Source organism: Zhihengliuella alba, from assembly GCF_039538765.1.
GTDB classification, from domain to species: Bacteria; Actinomycetota; Actinomycetes; order Actinomycetales; family Micrococcaceae; genus Zhihengliuella; species Zhihengliuella alba.
In genome coordinates this window covers 140,212-154,798 of sequence record NZ_BAABCJ010000001.1, presented here as the reverse complement: position 1 = coordinate 154,798, position 14,587 = coordinate 140,212, and the positions used below count along the sequence as shown (strand labels likewise).

At 71.6% G+C, this 14,587-nt stretch carries 13 protein-coding genes and 1 pseudogene; 3 read left to right on the top strand and 11 right to left on the bottom strand.

What is annotated here, in order from left to right; translation table 11 throughout:
• Nucleotides 1-54: 54 nt before the first annotated feature.
• The 4 genes from ABD784_RS00730 to clpS are packed head-to-tail and all read right to left on the bottom strand — an operon-like array spanning nucleotide 55 to nucleotide 2,969.
• Nucleotides 55-990, bottom strand: coding sequence for an MBL fold metallo-hydrolase (locus ABD784_RS00730; protein WP_344878544.1), 936 nt, complete (start codon nucleotides 988-990; stop codon nucleotides 55-57).
• A gap of 3 nt (nucleotides 991-993) precedes the next feature.
• Entirely contained in the window at nucleotides 994-1,959 is a 966-nt protein-coding gene (murI, locus tag ABD784_RS00725) for a glutamate racemase (RefSeq protein WP_344878541.1), read from the bottom strand.
• 57 nt (nucleotides 1,960-2,016) lie between these two features.
• Nucleotides 2,017-2,670: a DUF2017 domain-containing protein gene (locus tag ABD784_RS00720; RefSeq protein WP_344878538.1), complete on the bottom strand. Its 654-nt coding sequence runs from the start codon at nucleotides 2,668-2,670 to the stop codon at nucleotides 2,017-2,019.
• On the bottom strand, nucleotides 2,670-2,969 hold the full coding sequence (gene clpS, locus ABD784_RS00715; protein ID WP_344878535.1) for an ATP-dependent Clp protease adapter ClpS: 300 nt from the start codon (nucleotides 2,967-2,969) through the stop codon (nucleotides 2,670-2,672). The genes ABD784_RS00720 and clpS overlap by 1 nt, the downstream gene beginning before the upstream one ends.
• A 160-nt stretch (nucleotides 2,970-3,129) precedes the next feature.
• Here clpS and ABD784_RS00710 point away from each other — a divergent pair.
• Nucleotides 3,130-4,446, top strand: a pseudogene (locus tag ABD784_RS00710) (nicotinate phosphoribosyltransferase); the annotation flags it as partial.
• Between the two features lie 30 nt (nucleotides 4,447-4,476).
• Here ABD784_RS00710 and ABD784_RS00705 read toward each other — a convergent pair.
• The 7 genes from ABD784_RS00705 to ABD784_RS00675 form a co-directional block, all read right to left on the bottom strand.
• The gene (locus ABD784_RS00705) at nucleotides 4,477-6,249 is read right to left on the bottom strand and encodes a DEAD/DEAH box helicase (RefSeq protein ID WP_344878532.1); all 1,773 of its coding nucleotides are present in this window, start codon (nucleotides 6,247-6,249) and stop codon (nucleotides 4,477-4,479) included.
• Between the two features lie 99 nt (nucleotides 6,250-6,348).
• On the bottom strand, nucleotides 6,349-6,642 hold the full coding sequence (locus ABD784_RS00700) for a DUF3039 domain-containing protein (protein ID WP_309082110.1): 294 nt from the start codon (nucleotides 6,640-6,642) through the stop codon (nucleotides 6,349-6,351).
• Between the two features lie 24 nt (nucleotides 6,643-6,666).
• Nucleotides 6,667-8,244, bottom strand: a complete 1,578-nt coding sequence (locus tag ABD784_RS00695) for a transporter (protein ID WP_344878525.1) — start codon at nucleotides 8,242-8,244, stop codon at nucleotides 6,667-6,669.
• Nucleotides 8,229-9,011 carry an ABC transporter ATP-binding protein gene (locus ABD784_RS00690; protein WP_344878522.1) on the bottom strand — a complete coding sequence of 261 codons (783 nt, stop codon included), beginning with the start codon at nucleotides 9,009-9,011 and terminating at the stop codon, nucleotides 8,229-8,231. The genes ABD784_RS00695 and ABD784_RS00690 overlap by 16 nt, the downstream gene beginning before the upstream one ends.
• Before the next feature lie 126 nt (nucleotides 9,012-9,137).
• Nucleotides 9,138-10,106 carry a tetratricopeptide repeat protein gene (locus ABD784_RS00685; RefSeq protein WP_344878519.1) on the bottom strand — a complete coding sequence of 323 codons (969 nt, stop codon included), beginning with the start codon at nucleotides 10,104-10,106 and terminating at the stop codon, nucleotides 9,138-9,140.
• 16 nt (nucleotides 10,107-10,122) lie between these two features.
• Complete coding sequence (locus ABD784_RS00680) at nucleotides 10,123-11,877, bottom strand: hypothetical protein (protein ID WP_344878516.1); 1,755 nt, start codon at nucleotides 11,875-11,877, stop codon at nucleotides 10,123-10,125.
• Between the two features lie 165 nt (nucleotides 11,878-12,042).
• Complete coding sequence (locus tag ABD784_RS00675) at nucleotides 12,043-12,381, bottom strand: hypothetical protein (protein WP_344878513.1); 339 nt, start codon at nucleotides 12,379-12,381, stop codon at nucleotides 12,043-12,045.
• 65 nt (nucleotides 12,382-12,446) lie between these two features.
• On the opposite strand from ABD784_RS00675, the gene nucS reads away from it, so the two are divergent.
• A complete protein-coding gene (gene nucS / locus ABD784_RS00670; protein WP_344878510.1) occupies nucleotides 12,447-13,142 on the top strand; it encodes an endonuclease NucS in 696 nt (231 codons plus the stop codon).
• A gap of 66 nt (nucleotides 13,143-13,208) precedes the next feature.
• The gene (locus ABD784_RS00665) at nucleotides 13,209-14,510 is read left to right on the top strand and encodes an N-acetylglucosamine-6-phosphate deacetylase (RefSeq protein WP_344878507.1); all 1,302 of its coding nucleotides are present in this window, start codon (nucleotides 13,209-13,211) and stop codon (nucleotides 14,508-14,510) included.
• The last annotated feature ends 77 nt before the right edge of the window (nucleotides 14,511-14,587 follow it).

Sequence of the window (14,587 nt, the reverse complement as noted above, 5' to 3'; positions counted from 1 at the left end):
GCGGCACAGCCCCCGTCTCGGGCACGCCGGGGAACCCCGCGCGGTGTGCGGCGACTACCGGCTGCGCCCCGCCTTGCGCTCGGGACCCCGCGGCCGGCCCGGCCACACGCGTTGCTCGGTGTCGGGACGGATGAGGGCCACCGGCGCCGTGGGCATGGCCCGCGGGTCGCCCAGCCGGGTGCCGGACCACACGCCATAGGTGACACCGGAGACCGCGACGGCGATGCCGCCGTCGTACACCTCCGTCGCCTCGTCGACCACCTGGTTGATGCCGGTCCAGACGGGGATGTGGGTCAGCAGGAGCCGGTGGACGCCGGCGTCGCGGGCCGCCTCCCCGGCCCGCTTGCCGGTCAGGTGGACGCCCTCGATGGCGTCGTCGCGCCCCTCCTCGAAGGCGGCCTCGCAGAGGAACATGTCGGCGTCGCGGGCGGCCTCGTTCAGGCCCTCGCAGGCGTCGGTGTCCCCCGAGTACGTCAGGACGGACGTCATGAGCGTCCCGTCCGCCACCGGCTCGGTCGCCTCCACGCGCAGCGCGTAGGCCTCCTCGATGGGATGGCGCACGGGATACGGGGTGATCCGGAAGGGGCCGATCTCGATCGGCGACCGCGGCTCCCAGGACCGGAAGTCGAAGTCCTTGTGCATGCCCTCGGGATCCGTCGGCGCCAGCCCGTAGGCCGTGCCGATGCGGTCCTCCGTCGCCTCCGGGCCGTAGACCGTCATCCGGTCCCGGCCCCAGCCGTTCGGGTCCCACCGGATGGCCACGTGCATGCCGCACAGGTCCATGAAGTGGTCCGGGTGCAGATGCGTGATCATGATCCCGTCGAGATCCTTGAGATCCGTGTAGCGCTGCAGGACTCCCAGCGCCCCCGACCCGAGGTCCAGCAGGATCTTCCACTCGCGCTCGCCGTCGAACGCGGAGACCAGATAGCAGGAGGCCGGCGACCCCGGACCCGGGAAGGAACCCGTGCAGCCGATGATGGTGAGTTTCATGGTCTACTTCCTGGCACTGTTGCCGATAGACGCACGGGCGGTCATCTCTGGAGTCACCATAGCGATGGAACCAGTCGGGTAGCGAGCCGCGACGTGATCGACGTGCTCCACGCCGAGCACCTCGGGGCCGAGGAATCGGCGGGCGAGGGACTCGAAGGCCGCCGCGTCGCCGGTGGCGATGAAGTGATGGCTCGGGTCGGTGGACTCCACACGGGAGAGGCCCGTGCGCATCAGCGCGGCGTAGACGTCCTTGGCGGTCTCCTCGGCGCTGGAGACGAGCGTGACGCCGTCGCCCATGACATAGGAGAGCACGCCGGTCAGCAGCGGATAGTGCGTGCAGCCCAGGACCAGGGTGTCGACGCCGGCCTCCTTGAGCGGTGCGAGATACTCCTCGGCCGTCGCCAGCAGGTCCTCCCCCGTGGTGACGCCGCGCTCGACGTAGTCGACGAATCGCGGGCAGGCCACCGAGGAGACCTGCAGGTGCGGTGCGGCGGCGAACGCGTCCTCGTAGGCCCGCGACCCCACGGTGGCCCGCGTGCCGATGACGCCGATTCTGCCATTGCGCGTGGCCGCGACAGCTCGGCGCACGGCCGGCTGGATGACCTCGACGACCGGGATCCCGTACCGGGCGGTGTATCGCTCGCGCGCATCGCGCAGGACGGCTGCCGAGGCCGAGTTGCAGGCGATCACCAGGAGCTTCACCCCGGCGTCGACCAGCTCGTCCATGATGCCGAGGGCGTTCGCGCGGACCTCGGCGATGGGCAGCGGGCCGTACGGGCTGCGTGCGGTGTCCCCGACGTAGAGCGTGGACTCGTTGGGCAGCTGGTCCAGCACCGCGCGCGAGACCGTCAGGCCCCCGACGCCGGAGTCGAAGATCCCGATGGGGGCCGAGGCGCGCAGCTGCCGCACCGGTTCCGCGGACTGCAGAGGTTGGGGCACCTCGCCGGTGCCGACAGGGACGACGTTCATGATCAACCGACAATATCCGATGCTGCCGCCGGCGCCGGTGTGATGCTGCCTACACTCCTAGCGGTCGTGGTCCTCGCCCCGGGAGCCGTCCAGATCCAGTTCGAAACGCTCGGTGAGGGCGACCATCAGACTGTCCTGGGCCCAGGTGACGAAGTTGTAGACGAGCGCGAGGTAGTCGTCGACCGACTCCGCCTCGGCCCAGTCCTCGAGCCGGTGGACCCGTTCGGCGTCCTCCTCCGTCTCGATGCCGAGGCGTTCCGCCAGGACGAGCCGGACGTCGTTGAGGGCTGCGGCGAATCGCGGTGCCGACGCGTCGTCGAGGTGGAGCCGCGATGTCTCCAGCGCCAGCTTGGCGGCGCGCAGCGAAGCGGTCTTGGACTGCCGGAGGGCGTGCTCCGTCAGCCCGCGGAACTCCGCCGCGGCGGTGTCGTCGTCCTTCACTGCGTCCGGCAGCAGCCGGCGCAGCGCCGGATCGCGGGGCGGCTCGGCTGCCGCTGCCCCGGCTCCGGAGGCGAAGTCCTCCGGGCTCAGGCCCGTCAGCTCCCACAGGGGATCCCGTTCGGGGGACGACGGCGGCGCGGCCAGCGGTTCGTCGTCGTCCGGTTCCAGCATGGTGATGACGTCGTCGAACAGATTGCGGAGGAGGTCGCGCTCGGCGCGCTCCAGATGTCCCGTCACGCCGCGGCGCGTGTTCTTGAAGGCGCGTGCCATCAGGCCTCGTCCGCCCTCTTGAACGTCGCCCACAGGCCGTAGCGGTGCATCGCTGCGACGTCCGCCTCGACCTTCTCCAGCGATCCGGTGGACACGACGGAGCGGCCCAGCGTGTGGACCTCCATCATGAGGTCGTCCGCCTTGTCCTTGGAGTAGCCGAAATAGCTGCGGAACACCCAGCTCACGTAGCTCATGAGGTTCACCGGATCGTTCCAGACGATCAGGACGTACGGAATGTCATGGGCCGGCGTCGTCTCGGCGCCGGTCCCTTCCACTGTCTCGGGGGTCAGCACGGGCATTCCTCCAGTCTAAATCCGATTGGCCGCCACGCCCACGCCGGAGGGCGGGACGGTGGATGCCCCGCGCCGGGCTTAGCCCTCGTCGGCCAGGCGGCGCGCGACGGATTAGAGTGATTCGCAGCGCCAGCGCGCCCGGTCAGTACGTCAGCACCAGCAGGAGCCACCCATGCGGCAGCAGCCGACCTCGCTTTTCACCGACCACTACGAACTGACGATGCTCCAGGCATCGCTGCGGTCGGGGGCCGCGCACCGCCGGTCCGTCTTCGAGGCGTTCTCGCGCCGACTCCCGGAAGGCCGTCGCTACGGCGTGGTCGCGGGCACCGGCCGAGTCCTGGAGGCGCTCGAGCGCTTCCGGTTCTCCACGGAGGAGCTGGACTTCCTCTCCGACAACGCCGTGGTGGACGACCCGACGCTCGAGTTCCTGCGGGACTTCCGGTTCTCCGGCAGCATCCACGGCTACGCCGAGGGCGAGCTCTACTTCCCCCACTCCCCGCTGCTCACGGTGGAGTCGACCTTCGCCGAGGCCTGCATCCTGGAGACCCTCATCCTCTCGATCCTCAACCACGACTCGGCGATCGCCTCCGCGGCCTCGCGCATGGTCGCCGCGGCGCACGGGCGGCCGTGCGTGGAGATGGGCTCGCGCCGCACGCAGGAGGAGTCGGCCGTGGCCGCGGCCCGCGCCGCCGTGATCGCCGGGTTCAGCTCTACCTCCAACCTGGAGGCCGGCTTCCGCTACGGCCTGCCCACGGTCGGAACGGCCGCGCACTCCTTCACCCTGCTGCACGACTCGGAGCGCGCGGCCTTCGAGGCCCAGGTCGCCTCGCTCGGCCGCGACACCACCCTGCTGGTGGACACGTACGACGTCGAGGAGGGCGTCCGGACGGCGGTCGAGGTGGCCGGACCCGAGCTCGGCGCGGTGCGGCTGGACTCCGGCGACCTGGTGGACCAGGCACGCTGGGTGCGGGTCCTCCTGGACGACCTGGGAAACCACAACACGCGCATCATGGTCACCAGCGATCTGGACGAGTACGCGATCGCCGCCCTGCAGTCGGCGCCGGTCGACGCCTACGGCGTCGGCACGTCCCTGGTGACGGGCTCGGGCGCGCCGACGGCGTCCATGGTCTACAAACTGGTGTCGCGGCAGGACGACTCGGGCGAGTTCGTCGACGTCGCCAAGGCGGCCAAGAACAAGGCCAGCGTCGGGGGCCGGAAGCAGGCGGTCCGCCGGATCAACGAGCGCGGCCGCGCCACTGCGGAGCTCGTCGGCGTGGGCTTCCGCCCGGAGGCCGACTCCAATGACCGGCAGCTGCTCGTCCCGCTGGTGCTCGACGGCGAGGTACAGCCCGGCTTCACGGGGGCCGAGGGAGTGCGCCGGGCGGCCGAGCGGCACCGGGCCAGCATCCAGGAGCTCCCGGGGGTCGCCCGCAAGCTGCAGAAGGGCGAGCCGGTCATCCAGACGGAGCTCATCACGCGCTGAGCCGCCGGACGGCCGGCGCCCCGGTCCCTGCTACTTGCGGCCGACGAACCAGTCCTGGAGCTTCTTGATCCGCGCATCCAACTGGTCCGCACTCGCCTGCGCGACGGGCGGGCCGCCGCAGACCTCGCGCAGCTTGTTGTGGATGGACCCGTGGGCCGTACCCGTCCGGGCGGCCCAGGCCGAGACGTTCTTGGCCAGCTGCTGACGCAGGTCCAGGAGCCGGCGGTGGTCGACGACGGCGGCCGACGATGCCTGCTCCGATGCCGACGAGCGGCGTTTGACGTGCTCGGCCTGGCGCTGCCGCAGGAGCACGCCGACCTGGTCGGCATCCAGCAGGCCGGGGATGCCGAGGAAATCGTGCTCCTCGTCCGAGCCGATGGCGCCCCCCGTCCCGAACTCCCCGCCGTCGAAGAGCACGCGGTCGAACGAGGCGTTGGAGTGCAGCGCCTCGAACTTCTGCTTGGTCAGCTCGTCGGAGGCCTTCTCCTCCCGGTTGGCCTCGTCGAGCAGGCCCTCCTCGGGGATGAAGTCCGGGTCCTCGACGTGCTTCTCGGGGCGGTCGAGGGCATGGTCCCGCTCGACCTCCATCTCGTTGGCGAGGGCCATGAGGATCGGCACGGACGGCAGGAAGACGCTGGCGACCTCGCCGCGCTTCCGTGATCGCACGAAACGGCCGACGGCCTGGGCGAAGAACAGCGGGGTGGACGTGCTCGTGGCGTACACGCCCACGGACAGCCGCGGCACGTCGACGCCCTCGGAGACCATGCGGACCGCGACCATCCAACGGCTGTCCCCGGCGGAGAACTCCTCGATCCGGCTCGACGCCTTGGGGTCGTCGGAGAGGATGACGGTCGTCTTCTCCCCCGTCAGCCGGTCGAGCTGGGCAGCGTAGGCGCGGGCGTCGTCGTGGTCAGTGGCGATCACCAGGCCGCCGGCGTCGGGCACGGTCCGGCGGACCTCCGTCAGGCGGCGGTCCGCCGCCGAGAGCACGGCAGGGATCCACTCGCCGTCGGGGTTCAACGCCGTGCGCCAGGCATGCGCCGTGATGTCCTTCGTGAAGCCCTCGCCGAGGTTGGCCTCCATCTCCTCGCCCGCGCTGGTCCGCCAGCGCATCTGGCCGGAGTAGGCCATGAACAGGACCGGGCGGACCACGTTGTCCTTGAGCGCGTCGCCGTATCCGTACGTGTAGTCGGCCTTGGAGCGGCGGATCCCCTCGGCGTCCTCGACGTAGTCGACGAACGGGATGGCGGCCGTGTCGGAGCGGAACGGCGTCCCGGTCAGGGCCAGTCGGCGGGTCGCCGGTTCGAAGGCCTCCCGGATGCCGTCGCCCCAGCTGAGCTCGTCGCCGCCGTGATGGACCTCGTCGAGGATCACGAGCGTGCGGGCGGCCTCCGTCTTGGCGCGGTGCAGCAAGGGCTTGGAGGCCACCTGCGCATACGTCACGGCCACGCCGATGTAGCCCGCGCCGTGGCGTCCGTCGGAGTTCTTGAAGTTGGGGTCCAGGGACAGCCCGATCCGGGCGGCCGCGTCGGCCCACTGGCTCTTGAGATGCTCGGTCGGGGCGACCACGGTGATGCGGTTGACCGTCCCGGCGTCGACGAGCATGCGGGCGATGCGCAGGGCGAACGTCGTCTTGCCGGCGCCGGGCGTCGCGACGGCCAGGAAGTCCCTCGGCGCCTGGTCGATATAGAGCTGCAGGGCCTCCTGCTGCCACTGCCTGAGCTTCGGGGCCGTGCCCCACGCGGCGCGTTCGGGATAGGCCGGGGGCATGCTCTCGCCCACGGAGAAGAGCGCTTCGGTCACGGGTGTCCCCTTCGGAAGTCGACGATGTCGACCGGCGCGGCTCCGGGCCGCGCGGTCATTCAGCTCACGAGTCGGGCGCGCGGCGGCGCCCCGGGCAGGTCAGCTGTTCTCGTCGGCGTCGCGGAAGCCGTCGTACACGGCCTTGCACTCCGGGCACACGGGGAACTTCTGCGGGTCCCGCCCGGGGACCCACACCTTGCCGCACAGCGCGATCACGGGATCGCCGGTCACGGCGGATTCCATGATCTTCTCCTTGCGCACATAGTGCGCGAACCGCTCGGAGTCACCCGGCTCGATCAGCTGGCGGGTCTCCTCGCGTTCGACCGTCGCGGTACCGCCGCGGCTTCCGCCGTCGAAGGGATCGTTCTCGATGGAGTTCGCAGGCAGGCTCATGGACTCCATTCTATCAACGGTGCCCTACTTGTTGAGTGTGACCGCCTGCATCAGCTCCGGCAGCCGGGCATCGAACCAGCGGCCCCCGATCCGCACGCCGAGCGCCAGCAGAGCGCCGCCGAGGAGCAGCCCCACCGCGAGCGTCAACCAGGCGTAGAGCGGGTTCCCGGTGACGAAGAACGCGATCAGGAGGCCCAGTTCGGGCAGGAGCGCGACCGTCGCGACGGCGAAGGTGGCCAGCTGCACGACGGCGACACGCGCGCCTGCACCGGGCGGCGTCTTGAAGGGGTTCTCCCCGGGCAACGGCACGCTGTACGTCCAACGGGCCGACGCGACCGAGGACACGCCGAGGCCCGAGAGCAGGCCGCCGAGGCTCACGCCGAGAATCGCCAGCACGTCCACCGGGTCGCCACCGGCCGCGAGCGGGATGAAGGAGAGGAGCACGACGAGCGGGACCGAGATCACGGAGCAGGCCAGGACCCGGCCCAGGCGGTCGTGCACGCCGCGCAGGCCCGTGGTGGCGTGCAGCGCGAATGCCGTCGAGTCGTAGGAGACGTCGGCGGAGATCGCGAACCCCAGCATGACGGCCACGAGCGGCGACGCCGCGTAGAGCATGAAGGGCGACTCCGCCTGCGAGGACGCGTACCAGAAGGCGATCGGGATCAACGGGACGACGACGATGCTCGCGGCGTACCGCGGGTCCTTGAACCAGTAGGTCAGGGACCGACCGGCGACGGCGCCCCACGGCGTGGCCGGGAACCACCCGAGCGGGCCCAGACCGGCCTGCGCCCGACCGCCCTTGCCGCTGCCCGCGGGGCGTTCGAGGGAGCGGCGGAGCAGCACGGCCCAGAGCCAGATCGTGGCGGCGAGGTAGCCCACTGCCGCGGCGAACCGCAGTCCGAGGACCGCCCAGGCTCCGGCCGCGGCGTCGGCGGGGAGCGCTGCGAAGACGCCGAGCGGCGTCCAGCCGATGACTCCGGCCACCTGCGGCAACCAGTCCATCAGACCGGCGGAGGAGATCCAGCTCTCGATCCCGCCGATGATGGGCCCGAGCAGGACGAGCGGGACGAAGAGCAGGATGGTGCCGACCTCGCGGAAGCGCCGGCTGGCGGTAAGCGAGTGGGCCGCCGTCGTGGTCAGCCGCGCCAGCGCCAGGCAGTAGAGGGCGCCGAGCGCGCCCGCCACCACGGCCGCGGCAGCGGCGGGTGCCCACTGGCGCCAGGCCAGGGCCTGCGCGACGAACAGGATCAGGGTCACGGCGCCGGGGACACCGACGAAGCCGGTGAGCAGGAGCCCGGCGGCGAGATCGCGGCTCGGGATCGGGAACGGCGCGAAGCGCGCCGGGTCGAGCGTGGAGTCCACACCCGCGGCGAGGACGGGGATCACCGCCCAGAGCAGGGTCGCCACGCCCCCGGCGAGGACCAGGACCGTGCCGATGAGCTCAGCGTCCTGCCCGCCGAGGCCGAAGAGGCCGACGATCAGCATGACAGCGACGAACAACCCGTAGAGCGCACCGAGGATGACCCCGACCAGCTGCCAGGGGCTGCGCCGGAAACCGTTGGCGAGGAGCGCTCCCTTGAGCCGGATCAGCTCTGCAACCACTGGAGTCCCCCGCCCTCGGCGCGGCCGCCGACCAGCTCGACGAAGCGGTCCTCCAGGCTGTCGCCCCCGCGTACCTCGTCGACCGTTCCGGCGGCGAGCACGTTGCCGTCGGAGATGACGGCGACATGGGAGCACATGCGCTGGACCAGGTCCATGACGTGGCTGGAGACGACGACGGTTCCGCCGCGCTCGACGTAGCCGGCCAGGATGGACCGGATGTTGGCGGCCGAGACGGGGTCGACGGCCTCGAAGGGCTCGTCCAGGACGAGGACCCGAGGCGAGTGGATGAGCGCAGTGGCGAGCGCGATCTTCTTGGTCATGCCGGCCGAGTAGTCGACGACCAGCTTGGAGGCGGCGTCCTCGAGGTCGAGGACCCGCAGGAGGTCCTCGGTCCGCTCGGCGACCGTCGTGGGGTCCATCCCGCGGAGCCGCCCGGCGTACGTGACGAGCTGGCGGCCGGTGAGGCGGTCGAAGAGGCGCACGCCGTCGGCGAGGACGCCGAGGAGCCCCTTGGCCTCGAGCGGGCGCTCCCAGACATCGACGCCGTGGATCCAGACCTGGCCGGCGTCCGGCCGGAGCAGGCCCGTCGCCATGGACAGGGTGGTCGTCTTGCCGGCCCCGTTCGGCCCGACGAGCCCGTAGAAGGAGCCCGCCGGCACGTCGAGGTCGATGCCGTTGACGGCGACCTTGTCGCCGAAGCGCTTGCCCAGCCCCCGCACCGAGATCGCGGCGTGCGGGCGCGCGTTGTCCATTCCCTGCTCGATCATGGCGCAAATCTAGCAACGCGGCAGGGGCGGAGGCTTCATCCTTTCGGATGAACCTGCCACCCCCACCGGCGCCTGCGTTCCGAGCTGCCGCCCCGCAGCGTCAGCGGGGGCGGGGCGGGGGCGGGGCTAGAAGAGGACCCGGGCGAGGCGCTGGCGCGCGGCACGCACGCGGTCGTCCTGCGGACCGACGACGTCGAACAGCTCCACCAGTCGCGTCCGAGCCGCCTCGCGGTCGTCGCCGGCGCTGCGGGACACGAAACCGATCAGGCGGCGGAACGCGTCCTCGACGTGCCCGCCGGACAGGTCGAGGTCCGCGACGTCCAGCTGGGCCTGCAGGTCGTCCGGGTGGTCTGCGCCGCGGGAGCGCACCTCCTGCGGGTCCATGGCCTGGACCCGCGAGAGCAGCTTCACGTTGGCCAGTCCGATCTCGGCGTCGCGGTCGTTCGGCTTCTGCGCGAGCGCCTCCCGGTACGCCGCTTCGGCCGCCGCGTAGTCGCCGGTGTCGATGGCCTCCACGGCCTTCCGGTGCAGCGGTGGCAGTTCCGGCTCGGCCTGCTCCCCCTCGGCCACCCCGAACGCCGGGAGGGTGCCTGTGACGCCGTGCTGGACCGCGAGCTGGATGAGCTCGTCGAAGAGCGATTTCATCTGCTCGGGGGAGGCGGCGCCCTGGAAGAGCGGCACGGGCTGCCCGCGGACGACAGCGACCACCGCGGGGATCTGCTGGACGCGGAAGGCCTGGGCGACGGCCTGTTCCTTCTGGGCGTCCACGAGCAGCAGTGCGAGACGGCCGGCGTAGCCGTCGACCAGCGCGCCCATCGTCTCGTCCAGGCGAACGGACTCGGGCGCCGAGGCGGCACCCAGCGAGACCACCACCGGTGCCGTCTCGGACCACTGCAGCGCCTGCTCGAACTCTGCCTGCCCGATGCGCTTGACCCAGGTGCCCCCACTGGACGGCCCGGGGCCGGGGGCAGGCGTCGCGCCGCCCCCTCCGGCCAGTGCCGAGAGGTCGACGGCGCCGCGGGTCGAGGCGGGCGCGGCTGCGGGCTCGTGCTGGCCGTGGGTCGGTTCGTGCGTCGGATCGGTGGGGAGGCTCATGCCGGCTTGTTCGTCCTTACTCGTCGATGGTCACGGACTTCAGGGTGGTGTCGCCCGCGATCACTTGGATCTTGTCCTTGCTGCCCGAGGCGGGGATGTACAGCGCCACCGTATCGGTGTAGCTGAACGTAGCGGTACCCGTCGTCGAATCCCCTCCGGCCATCTCGATGTGCAGCTCGTCGACCAGGGAGACCGTCCCGCCGTCCTCGGCCGGCGTCGTCAGCATCCTGGAGTCGATGGCGGCGGTGACGATCGCTCCGCCGTCGGGCGTGGCCAGGACGTTCGTCTCGGAGACGTCGACGCCCCGTTCGAAGTTCACGCGGGCGAACTCGCGGTTGTCCTCGTTGTCGCGCACCGCCTCCTGCGCCTGGTGCACGCGGTCGATGAAGACGCTGTCGGCGAAGAGGTCCTTCTCGGCCGCCGCCGGATCGGAGAGGTACTGGCTCAAGCCGGCCAGCGCGGCGTCCGGCGAGGCGAGCAGCCCGTTCTCCTCGGCGGGGTCGAGCGGCTTGACGGCCGGGTCGCCCACGGCGATGCCGGGGAAGCTGGTTCCCGGAAGCATCGGCACGTTGTTCACGAGCTCGTAGTTCTCGCGGGGAGACTCCTGCTTCAGCGTGAGGACGCGCGGGAAGGCGCTGCCCTCCACCTGCGTCACGGCGATTACCGTGCGCGGCCAGGCGGTGTCCGTCGTGACAGCGGCGGAGAGGATCGGCCCGGCGGCGACCGGCTCGGCCGGATCGACCTCGAGCCCGTCCTTGCGCTGCTCGTAGTTCAGCGCGCGCAGGGCCAGGGCCGTGCCGTTAGTACGGGGGCGGAGGGCGTCCACGTTCTGCTCCTCGTCACCTGCCGCCACGGTCTCCGAGACGTTCTGGAGGATCCGCTCGAGCTGGGTCTCGAGCACCACGGGGTAGCCCTCCTCCTCGGAGGTGTCGGCGGTGCCCTCGTCCTCGGCGGGGGCCGACTCGGCGGGCTCGGACGGTGTCGCCGACGCGCTCTCGGACGGCGCGGCGCTCTCCGAGGCGTCCTCGCTCGGCGTCGCATGAGCGGCACTCGCACCGCCCAGGCCCAGGCCGAGGGCCGCCACGGCCGCCACCACACGCCGGGCGACGCCGCCGGCCGACGAACCCCCGTTCGTCCCGTCCTGCGGCTCCGGCGTCCTCGCATCGGCCTGGCCGCCCGACTTGCCGCCGGGCATGATCAGACGGATCAGACCGAGCAGCAGCAGCAACGCGCCGATGATGATCAGTGCGAGCGCGAAGGGAGTGCCGGCGTCGTTCGGCCACTCGAACGTGATGTCCACGGGGGCGGGCTGCTCCCCGTCGACCGCGAGCAGGAGCGACCAGTCGCCCTCCGCCGGCTCAGTCCACGTGTGGGTGGTCTGCTGGTCCACCTTGTCGGTGGCGACCCACAGGTCGGACTGGGCCGGGCTCGGGACGGTCGCCTCACCCTCCACGTGCTCCGTCTGGACGGCGACGTTCTCGGCGTCGATCCCGGTGACCCGGTTGACCGCAGCGCCCTCCACCCAGGCGTCCACGTCACCGCTGCGCCCGAGCATCACGTTGAATTCGGCGGGCGACTCGACGGTGATCTCGACGGGCTCGTCGTGGACGTCGGCCACGGCGGGCTCGATCACCGTCAACGGCGCGTCGGGAAGGCCGGACACACTGGCGGTCAGAGTCTCGGACGGCGCCCAGAAGGTCTTCTGGCCGATCCCGACGAGCAGGGCGACGGCGCCGAGCACGATCGCGACGGCGGCTGACAGGATTCTCACGGACTTACTCACCTTACGGCTGGGAACAGGACTCGACCACGGCGCTGGGGTCCACGAGGATGCGCCGCCCGATCTCAATGATAACGAGACGGTCACGTCCAATGGTTCCCACTTTGGGACGAGTCTCACACGGCGAGGCCCGGCAGACCACCCCGGCGCCGATGCTCAGCGGCCCGTGCGCGTGTTCCAGCAGTGCGTGTGCCAGTGCCGCCGGCCGGCGGCGGAGGCCTCCTCGCCGGACCAGTGGTCGGACCGCCACGTCACGAGGTGCTCGACGCCGGGTGCGATCTGGAGGTGGCAGCCGGGGCATGTGTAGTGCTTCTCGGCCCGGTGGCCGGCGATCCGCCGCACGTGCCATTCCCCGTCCCGGGCGCTCTGCTGGGAGGGGAAGCCGAAGGAGAAGGCCTCGACCGGGCGCTCCTCCCCCGCGGACTGCCACTTGTTGCGCCGCTTCCCCTTGCCCGGGGCGGCGGACGGGCGGCGCGGACGGTGCGATCGGGGCATGCCCGCCATTGTGCCAACAAGGGCCGGCCTGCGCGATCCGGCGCGCCTCGCTAGAGTGTCCTCTTGTGCGTCTAGTCATTGCCCGCTGCTCCGTAGACTACGAGGGCCGTCTGCGCGCCCACCTCCCGCTGGCCACGCGCCTGCTGGTGGTCAAGGCGGACGGATCCGTCCTCGTCCATTCCGACGGCGGCTCCTACAAGCCGCTGAACTGGATGAGCCCGCCCGCAGTGCTCCGCGCCGTCGAGCCGGACGAGGACGACCGCGAGGCCGGCGTCGAGTCCGTCTGGCGCGTCCAGAACGCCAAGAGCGACGACCGCCTGATCGTTCGCATCCACGAGACGATCCACGATTCCACCCATGAGCTGGGCGTGGACCCGGGCCTCATCAAGGACGGTGTCGAGGCGGATCTGCAGCGTCTGCTCGCGGAGCAGATCGACACCCTCGGCGCCGGGTTCTCGCTGGTGCGCCGCGAGTACATGACGGCGATCGGTCCGGTCGACATCCTCGCCCGGGACGCCGAGGGCCGGACCGTCGCCATCGAGCTCAAGCGCCGAGGCGACATCGACGGGGTCGAGCAGCTCACCCGCTACCTCGAGCTCATGAACCGCGACCCGCTCCTGGCCCCGGTCCGCGGCATCTTCGCCGCCCAGAAGATCAAGCCCCAGGCCCGCACGCTCGCCACCGACCGCGGCATCGAGTGCGTGACGCTGGACTACGACCAGATGCGCGGCGTCGACGACTCCGCCTCGCGCCTGTTCTAGCCCTCCGGCGCCTCCCGGTCGCCGCCACCCTGTCGGGCCCGCCCCGCGTTCCCCTAGGATGGGCGCATGGCCCCCCTCCCCGCTCCGACGCCCCCCGACGACGCCCCCGGCGGAGCCGGTCCGCACCGCGGATCCACCGGGCCCGACGGATCCGCCGCGGCGCCCTCCCGGATCGCGGTGCGCGGCACGGTGGTGACCGAGGGCCTCCAGCTGACCGACGCCGTCGTGGTGATGGAGGGCGATCGGATCGACTACGTCGGGCCATGGGACGTCTTCGCCCGCGACGCGGATGCCGGCACCTACACGGTCGAGGAGCTGCCCGAGGCCGCCCTCGTGCTGCCAGGGCTCGTCGACCTGCACTGCCACGGCGGCTACGGCGTCGACTTCACCGCCTCCAGCCGCGAGGAGATCGAGGCGGCCCTCCCGCGGCTGTACGCCACGGGCACCACGACGTTGCTCGCCTCGATCATGTCCGCCCCGGCCGAGCGCATGGTCTCCGCGTGCGAGCGGCTCGGCGAGCTCGCCGGCGAGGGGGTCATCGCGGGCATCCACGCCGAGGGGCCCTTCCTGGCCGGGGCCCGCTGCGGCGCCCAGCCAGTCGAGCACCTGCTGGGCTACGACGCCGACCTCGTCGACACGCTGGCGGGGGCCGCGGCCGGGCAGCTGCGCACGATGACCTACGCCCCCGAGCTCGAGGGCAGCGATGCCCTCGTCGAGCAGCTGGTCACGCACGGCGTCGTGCCCTCCATGGGGCACACCGACGCCGACGTCGACACCGCCGCGGCATCGCTCGCCCTGGCGGCCGAGGAACTCGAGTCGGCCGGGTTCGACGGGTACGCCGAGGTCCCCACGGTCACGCACTGCTTCAACGGGATGCCCCCGTGGCACCACCGCGCCCCCGGGGCGGCCGGCGCCGCCCTCGATGCCGCCGCCGAGGAGGAAGCAGTCCTGGAGGTCATCGGGGACGGCCACCATCTCTCGCCCCAGACCGTGCGGATGCTGTTCAACCTGCTCCCCGAGCCCGCCCTGATGCTGGTCTCCGACGGCACATCCGCTGTCGGCCTGTCCGACGGCACGCACCGGCTCGGCGACCAGGAGATCACCGTGTCCGACGGCGTCGGGCGCACCGCCGACGGCCGGCTCGCCGGAGGCGCCGCAACACTGCTCGACGGGCTGCGCAGCGTGGTCGCCGCCGGGATCCCGATCCAGCGGGCCGTCCCGGCCGCGACCAGCATCCCGGCCTCGCTGATCGGGCTGGCCGACGAGGTGGGCCAGCTCCACGCCGGCTTCAGCGCCGACGTCCTGGTCGTCACCCGGGACCTCGAGCCGCTGGCCGTCTACCGCGCCGGCCTCCGCGTCGAGCCCTGACCCAGGGCGTCACGAACGAGTCATATCCGCAGGTCAGGAACCCGGAGCGCCGGCGAATAGGTCAATTCACGCAATGT